The organism is Saccharomonospora iraqiensis subsp. paurometabolica YIM 90007 (assembly GCF_000231035.2).
GTDB classification, from domain to species: Bacteria; Actinomycetota; Actinomycetes; order Mycobacteriales; family Pseudonocardiaceae; genus Saccharomonospora; species Saccharomonospora paurometabolica.
On record NZ_KI912259.1, the window covers coordinates 51,469 to 57,417 of the forward strand.

Here is a 5,949-nt window from a genome sequence, read left to right on the forward strand (position 1 = left end):
CGACGCGGAGACCGTCGACGGCAGCTCCGTGGACGCCGTCCGCGACCTGGCCTCCGACGCGGCGATCCTGCGTGCGGACGCGGCCGGGACCGTGCGGGAGACACTCCGGTGACCGGACCCTCGCCGCACACCGCCCCCGAGGGGGACGGGCCCGCCCCCGACGCCGTGGCCGAGGTCGCCGAGCACCGGTCGGGTTTCGCGTGCTTCGTCGGCAGGCCGAACGCCGGCAAGTCGACCCTGACCAACGAGCTGGTGGGCACGAAGGTCGCCATCACCTCGGACAAGCCGCAGACCACCCGGCACGCGATCCGCGGGATCGTCCAGCGGGACGACGCCCAGCTCATCCTCGTCGACACCCCCGGCCTGCACCGGCCGCGCACGCTGCTGGGCGAACGGCTCAACGACCTGGTGCACGCCACCTGGGCGGAGGTCGACGTCGTCGGCTTCTGCGTGCCCGCGGACGAGAAGATCGGCCCCGGGGACCGGTTCATCGCCGCCGAACTGGCCAAGATCGCCGGCCGGACGCCGGTGATCGGGGTGGTCACCAAGACCGACCTGGTCGGCCCGGAGCAGGTCGCCCGGCAGCTGCTCGAACTCCAGGACCTGATGGAGTTCGCCGACCTCGTGCCGGTGTCCGCCGTGGACGGGTATCAGGTCCGGCTCCTGGCCGACCTGCTGGTCGCCCGGCTGCCGGAGGGGCCCGAGCTGTACCCGGACGGCGAGCTCACCGACGAACCGGAGCAGACGCTGGTGGCGGAGCTGATCCGGGAGGCGGCGCTGGAGGGCGTGCGCGACGAGCTGCCGCACTCGATCGCGGTGACCATCGAGGAGATGTTCCCGCGCGAGGGCCGGGACGACCTGGTCGACATCTACGCCCACATCCACGTCGAGCGTCCCAGCCAGAAGGGCATCGTGCTGGGCAGCCGGGGCGGCCGGTTGAAGGAGGTCGGCGCGCGGGCCCGCAGGCACATCGAGGCCCTGCTCGGCAGCAAGGTGTACCTGGACCTGCACGTCAAGATCGCCAAGGACTGGCAACGCGACCCGAAACAACTGCGCAAGCTCGGCTTCTGAGGCGACGAGGGCCTTCGGGCCGGTGGGGACCGTCCGTGTCCGGCCGGAAGCGGATCGGCTACCCTCTCGCCGGATCACGAAGACCTATCTGGGGGAGCGGCATGACGCATCCGTACAACCAGCCGCCGTACGGCCAGGGGCAGCCGGGACAGCAGCCGTTCGGTCAGCCACAGCCCGGTCAGCCGTACGGGCAGCCACAGCAGGGACAGCAACCCGGGCAGCAGTCGCCTGCGTTCGGCCAGCCCTCTCCCTCCGGGGGATTCCCGGCCGCCCCGGGGCAGCAGCCCTTCCCGCAGTCGGGCGGGTTTCCGCCCCAACAGCCGGGGCAGCCCCAGGGGCAGCCGGGCGGCCCCGGTTTCCCGGGCGGGCCGCAGCCCGGGATGGGACCCCGGATGCAGGGTCAGGCCCAGGTCCTCGTGCCCGGCTCCCAGATCCAGTTCGCGCACTCCGGGCCGCTGGTGTTGGGGACGATGGGCAGTCGCTTCCTCGCCCGCCTGGTCGACGGCCTGATCATCGGGCTGCCTCTCGGCACGCTCTTCCTGATCGTTCAGTTCGCCCTGCTCGGTCCCGAAGACTGGTGGGTCAGTCTGATCTTCTACCCGATCATGGCTGCGGCGATGCTCGTCTACGAAGGCGTGATGCTCAGCAGTCGCGGGGCCACCGTGGGCAAGAGTGTGGCCGGGCTCAAACTCGTGACGGAACAGTCGGTGACCATGCCCGCCGGCGGTCCCGGCAGTGGCCCCGCCTTCACCCGGATGGCGACGATGTTCCTTCCGGGACTCATCCCGTGCATCGGAGGACTCGTCAGCCTCCTGATGATCCTGTCGCCGTTCTTCGACGAGCAGGCGCGGCAGGGCTGGCACGACAAGGCGGCCAAGACGTACGTGATCTCCACCAAGCCCATGCCGATGTACTGAGCGGCTCCGGGCAGGTGTGCGGTGGTGAGGCACGCGTCCGGGGTGGTGCGGCCGTGGCACGCAACCCGGATCACACCGGTGTTGGTCGGCGTGGGCGTGGCCACAGGGGTGGCGCTCGGCACCGGCGTCCTGCGGATCCCGTGCTGGTTCCTGGCCGCCACGGGCCTGAACTGCCCGTTCTGCGGCGGCAGCCGTGCGGTCGGTGCGCTGCTGGACGTGGACCTGTCCGCCGCCCTCGGGTACAATGCGTTCGCCGTCGCCGTCGTGGTGCCGGTCGTTCTCGTCGTCCTCGTCGCTCTGGGCCGGTGGGAGACGGGTCGGGCCGCGACCTGGTGGCCCACCGGCCGCCGGGGCAGGCTCCTCGCGGTGTCGCTCGGGGTGCTCACCGTCGGATGGTGGGTCGTGCGCAACATCCCGGCGGTCGGAGTGCCCGCGGTGTGAGGTCGGGGGGAGGTCCGGGAGTGGTTCGGGGTCAGTCGCTCCGCGAACCCCGCTCCTGCTCGGTCAACGCGCTCTCCCGCGCCTCGGACACGGCGGCTTCGAGAGCCTCGTCCGCGGGTGGGTCGCCGTGGCAGCGGGCCAACACCCGCCGCAGTGCGGTGCCGTTGGCGCGGGAAGGGCAAGTGTGGCTCGTGGCCACCTGCTGTTCACCGTGGGTCACCTCACGACCGTCCCACTTTCCGAGGCTCGGTCGAACCCGGCTACCTCGCCGCACGTGGGACGATGGTCGGGTGAGTCTGTATCGGGACACGGGTGTGGTGCTGCGAGTGCACAAGCTCGGGGAGGCGGACCGCATCATCACCCTGCTCACCCGGCGGCACGGGAAGGTGCGGGCGGTGGCGAAGGGCGTGCGCCGCACCACCTCCCGCTTCGGCGCGCGGCTGGAGCCGTTCGGGCACGTCGACGTGCAGTTCTACACCGGGCGCACGCTCGACGTGATCACCCAGGTGCAGACCGTGGACGCCTTCGCCCTGCCGATCGTGGGCGACTACCAGCGCTACACCTCCGCCAGCGCGATCACCGAGACGGCCGACCGGCTGATCCCCGAAGAGGGGGAGCCGGTGCTCAAGCTCTACCTGCTGCTGGTGGGCGCGTTGCGGGCGCTGGCCGAGGGGCGTCGGGACGCCTCACTGGTGCTGGACGCCTTCCTGCTGCGGTCGACGGCGATCGCCGGGTGGGCCCCCGCACTCGGCGAGTGCGCACGCTGTGGCACCACGGGTCCGCACGCGGCGTTCAACGTCTCCGCGGGCGGGTCGCTGTGCCCGGAGTGCCGGGTGCCCGGCTCGGTCCATCCCGCTCCCGAGGTGCTGGTCCTGCTCGGCGCATTGCTGCACGGGGACTGGGACACCGCGGAGGCGAGCGCGTCCGGCACCCGCCGTGACGCGAGCGGGCTCGTCGCGGCACACCTGCAGTGGCACCTGGAACGGCAGTTGCGGTCGTTGCCGTTCGTCGAGCGCCGTGCCCGCGAGTCGCCGATCGCCGACAGGTTAGGGTCTGACGCGGTGTCCGGCGATACGGCGGTGTCCGGTGATGCGGAGGTAACAGGTGCGGCGCAGGGGACGCGAGGCGGCGACGGCCCAGACCGAGGTGCGGGAGCCTGATCCGCACCCGTCCGGCGCGCGCCCGCCACGGATCCCGCCGGAACTGGTGCCCCGGCACGTGGCGCTGGTGATGGACGGCAACGGCCGGTGGGCGAACCAACGGGGCCTGCCGCGCATCGAGGGGCACAAACGCGGCGAGTCGGTGATGATCGACGTCGCCGCGGGTGCCGTCGAGCTCGGTGTGCCGTGGCTGTCGGTCTACGCCTTCTCCACCGAGAACTGGAAGCGCAGTCCCGAGGAGGTGCGCTTCCTGATGGGGTTCAACCGGGACACCATCCGGCGGCAGGTGGACTACCTCGGCTCGATCGGGGTGCGCATCCGTTGGGCGGGCCGCAGCCCGAAGTTGTGGCGCAGCGTCATCAAGGAACTGCGCGCCGCGGAGGAGAAGACGCGGAACAACACCCGGCTGAACATGACGATGTGCGTCAACTACGGCGGCCGGGCCGAGGTCGGGGACTCGGCGCGGCGGATCGCGCAGCTCGCCGCGGAGGGCCGGATCAACCCGGACAAGGTGGACGAACGCACGGTGGCGAAGTACCTCTACCAGCCGGAGATGCCGGACGTGGACCTGTTCCTGCGGCCGTCCGGGGAGCTGCGGACGTCGAACTTCATGCTCTGGCAGTCGGCCTACGCCGAGTTCGTGTTCCAGGACACCCTGTTCCCCGACTTCGACCGGACCAAGCTGTGGGACGCGTGCCTGGAGTACGCCAAACGCGACCGCCGGTTCGGCGCCGCGGTGGACGCGGCGCGGGCCGCGGACGGGGGTGCGTCCGCGTGAGTACCGAGGCGGCCGACACCGCGGCCCTGCTCGCCTCCGCACGGCAGGCGCTGGAGCGGTTCCTGGAGGTCAGCGTCGACGACGACGGCACGTTGACCTTCTCGCACGCCGAGGTGCCGTGTGTGGTGCAGGCGATGCGGTTGGCCGACGGCCTGTCCGTGCTCAGCCTGACCTGCGTGGTGGCGTGGGACATGCCCGACGAGCCGTCGGTGGCCGCGTCGGTGGCCGAACGCGCGGGGCAGGGCCTGTTCGGAACCCTCGGTGTCGTGCACACCGAACGCGGCACGGACCTCACGCTGCGGTACGCCTTCCCCGCGCAGGGGCTCGACGAGGGGCCGCTGGGCACGTTGCTGATGCTGGTGGTCTCCACGGCCTCCCAGGTGCGCGGCGAACTGCTCGGCACCTGACTCCCGCGGCTCGGTCCGCGGGCCTGGAGTGTCAACTCGCGGGGCTGGAGTGGCGACTCGCGGGGCTGGAGTGGCGACTCGCGGGGGCGGGTGGGTCACTCGCGGGTGGCGCAGTCGGTGCAGGTGCCGACGATCTCCACGGTGTGTCGGATGTCGGAGAAGCCGTTGCCCGCGGCGGTGCGTTCGGCCCACCGCTCCACGGCCGGACCCTCCACCTCGACCGTGTAGCCGCAGTGCCGGCACACGAGGTGGTGGTGATGGTGGGCCGAGCACCGCCGGTAGACCGCCTCGCCGGAGTCGGTGCGCAGCACGTCGATCTCACCCGCCTCGGACAGTGACTGCAACGTCCGGTACACGGTGGTCAGGCCGATCCCCTCGCCGCGCCTGCGCAGTTCGTCGTGCAGATCCTGTGCCGACCGGAACTCGTCCACCTCGGCAAGGAGGGCGACCACGGCGGCGCGCTGCCGCGTCGCCCGCCTGCCGGGGACCGGGGCCCGGTCCTGCGTCCCGGCGGCCGCTGAGGCCGTGCCGGTTGTCCTCGTTCCACTCATTGCGCCCGGACGTCCTCCTGTACGTGTGCGACGGCGTCGACCACGATGTGCGCCAGGTGGTCGTCCACCAAGTGGTACACCACCTCGCGGCCCCGCCGCTGTCCCTGCACGATCCCGGCGGACTTCAACACCCGGAGGTGCTGGCTGATCAGCGGCTGGGTCACGTCCAGCGCGTCGACCAGCTCGTGCACACAGCGCGGCCCGTGCCGCAATTGCAGCACGACGGCGATCCGCACCGGTGCCCCCAGGGCCCGCAGCAGTTCCCCGGCGTCGGTCAGCGCCGTTTGTGGTGGGGGAGGTGGCGCGGCGGGGCCGGCCCCGTCCGGGGTGTGTTCGTGCTCCCCGGAGACCGGTCCGTCCGCACCGGGCCCCTGCCGTGCCGCACCGGAGTCCATCGTCGCCATGCGGGTCTCCAGACTGCCGTGATTCGTGCTGCGGGGGCCGGGGGAGGCCACTACCATCCTAGTGCTTCGGGGGATCAACGGTGATGCGCGAGCGCGACGCGCCGCGGAGCGAGAGGGAGGCTCCTGACGTGGGCACGTACCCGACCCCACCCGGCACCCCGGACGATGCCCCGCCGGACGATCCGGCGGCCCCGAGGGGCCCCGTGCGGCGCGCGGGGCC

The 5,949-nt window shown here is 72.0% G+C and carries 10 protein-coding genes; 6 read left to right on the forward strand and 4 right to left on the reverse strand.

What is annotated here, in order from left to right:
- Positions 1-165 precede the first annotated feature (165 nt).
- Positions 166-1,071, forward strand: coding sequence for a GTPase Era (gene era, locus SACPADRAFT_RS0221090; RefSeq protein WP_028662651.1), 906 nt, complete (start codon positions 166-168; stop codon positions 1,069-1,071).
- Between the two features lie 74 nt (positions 1,072-1,145).
- Here era and SACPADRAFT_RS31740 read toward each other — a convergent pair whose 3' ends face one another.
- The gene (locus tag SACPADRAFT_RS31740; RefSeq protein ID WP_198048378.1) at positions 1,146-1,517 is read right to left on the reverse strand and encodes a hypothetical protein; all 372 of its coding nucleotides are present in this window, start codon (positions 1,515-1,517) and stop codon (positions 1,146-1,148) included.
- On the opposite strand from SACPADRAFT_RS31740, the gene SACPADRAFT_RS30920 reads away from it, so the two are divergent.
- Both SACPADRAFT_RS30920 and SACPADRAFT_RS0221100 read left to right on the forward strand, forming a co-directional pair.
- Positions 1,488-1,988 (forward strand): RDD family protein, encoded by a 501-nt coding sequence (locus SACPADRAFT_RS30920; protein ID WP_233357242.1) that lies wholly within the window; start codon positions 1,488-1,490, stop codon positions 1,986-1,988. The genes SACPADRAFT_RS31740 and SACPADRAFT_RS30920 overlap by 30 nt on opposite strands.
- A gap of 24 nt (positions 1,989-2,012) precedes the next feature.
- Positions 2,013-2,429: a DUF2752 domain-containing protein gene (locus tag SACPADRAFT_RS0221100; RefSeq protein ID WP_233357243.1), complete on the forward strand. Its 417-nt coding sequence runs from the start codon at positions 2,013-2,015 to the stop codon at positions 2,427-2,429.
- Positions 2,430-2,460: 31 nt separating this feature from the next.
- Here SACPADRAFT_RS0221100 and SACPADRAFT_RS0221105 read toward each other — a convergent pair whose 3' ends face one another.
- Positions 2,461-2,649, reverse strand: a complete 189-nt coding sequence (locus SACPADRAFT_RS0221105; protein ID WP_007026138.1) for a hypothetical protein — start codon at positions 2,647-2,649, stop codon at positions 2,461-2,463.
- Between the two features lie 70 nt (positions 2,650-2,719).
- Between SACPADRAFT_RS0221105 and recO the strand changes: the two genes are divergently transcribed.
- Genes recO through SACPADRAFT_RS0221120 form a run of 3 tightly spaced genes read left to right on the forward strand, consistent with a single transcriptional unit; the run spans position 2,720 to position 4,774 of the window.
- Complete coding sequence (gene recO, locus SACPADRAFT_RS0221110) at positions 2,720-3,589, forward strand: DNA repair protein RecO (RefSeq protein WP_007026139.1); 870 nt, start codon at positions 2,720-2,722, stop codon at positions 3,587-3,589.
- Positions 3,534-4,367: an isoprenyl transferase gene (locus tag SACPADRAFT_RS0221115; protein ID WP_007026140.1), complete on the forward strand. Its 834-nt coding sequence runs from the start codon at positions 3,534-3,536 to the stop codon at positions 4,365-4,367. The genes recO and SACPADRAFT_RS0221115 overlap by 56 nt, the downstream gene beginning before the upstream one ends.
- Entirely contained in the window at positions 4,364-4,774 is a 411-nt protein-coding gene (locus SACPADRAFT_RS0221120) for a hypothetical protein (RefSeq protein ID WP_007026141.1), read from the forward strand. The genes SACPADRAFT_RS0221115 and SACPADRAFT_RS0221120 overlap by 4 nt, the downstream gene beginning before the upstream one ends.
- Positions 4,775-4,869: 95 nt before the next feature.
- Here the strand turns inward: SACPADRAFT_RS0221120 and SACPADRAFT_RS0221125 are convergent, their stop codons facing one another.
- Both SACPADRAFT_RS0221125 and SACPADRAFT_RS0221130 read right to left on the reverse strand, forming a co-directional pair.
- Positions 4,870-5,325 carry a Fur family transcriptional regulator gene (locus SACPADRAFT_RS0221125; protein WP_007026142.1) on the reverse strand — a complete coding sequence of 152 codons (456 nt, stop codon included), beginning with the start codon at positions 5,323-5,325 and terminating at the stop codon, positions 4,870-4,872.
- A complete protein-coding gene (locus SACPADRAFT_RS0221130) occupies positions 5,322-5,729 on the reverse strand; it encodes an ArsR/SmtB family transcription factor (RefSeq protein WP_028662653.1) in 408 nt (135 codons plus the stop codon). Before SACPADRAFT_RS0221130 ends, SACPADRAFT_RS0221125 begins: the two co-directional genes overlap by 4 nt.
- Positions 5,730-5,949 lie beyond the last annotated feature (220 nt).

Coding starts and splice junctions, on each gene's coding strand:
- SACPADRAFT_RS0221125 (WP_007026142.1), bottom strand. CDS start 5,325: ATGAGTGGAACGAGGACAACCGGCACGGCCTCAGCGGCCGCCGGGACG.
- SACPADRAFT_RS0221130 (WP_028662653.1), bottom strand. CDS start 5,729: ATGGCGACGATGGACTCCGGTGCGGCACGGCAGGGGCCCGGTGCGGAC.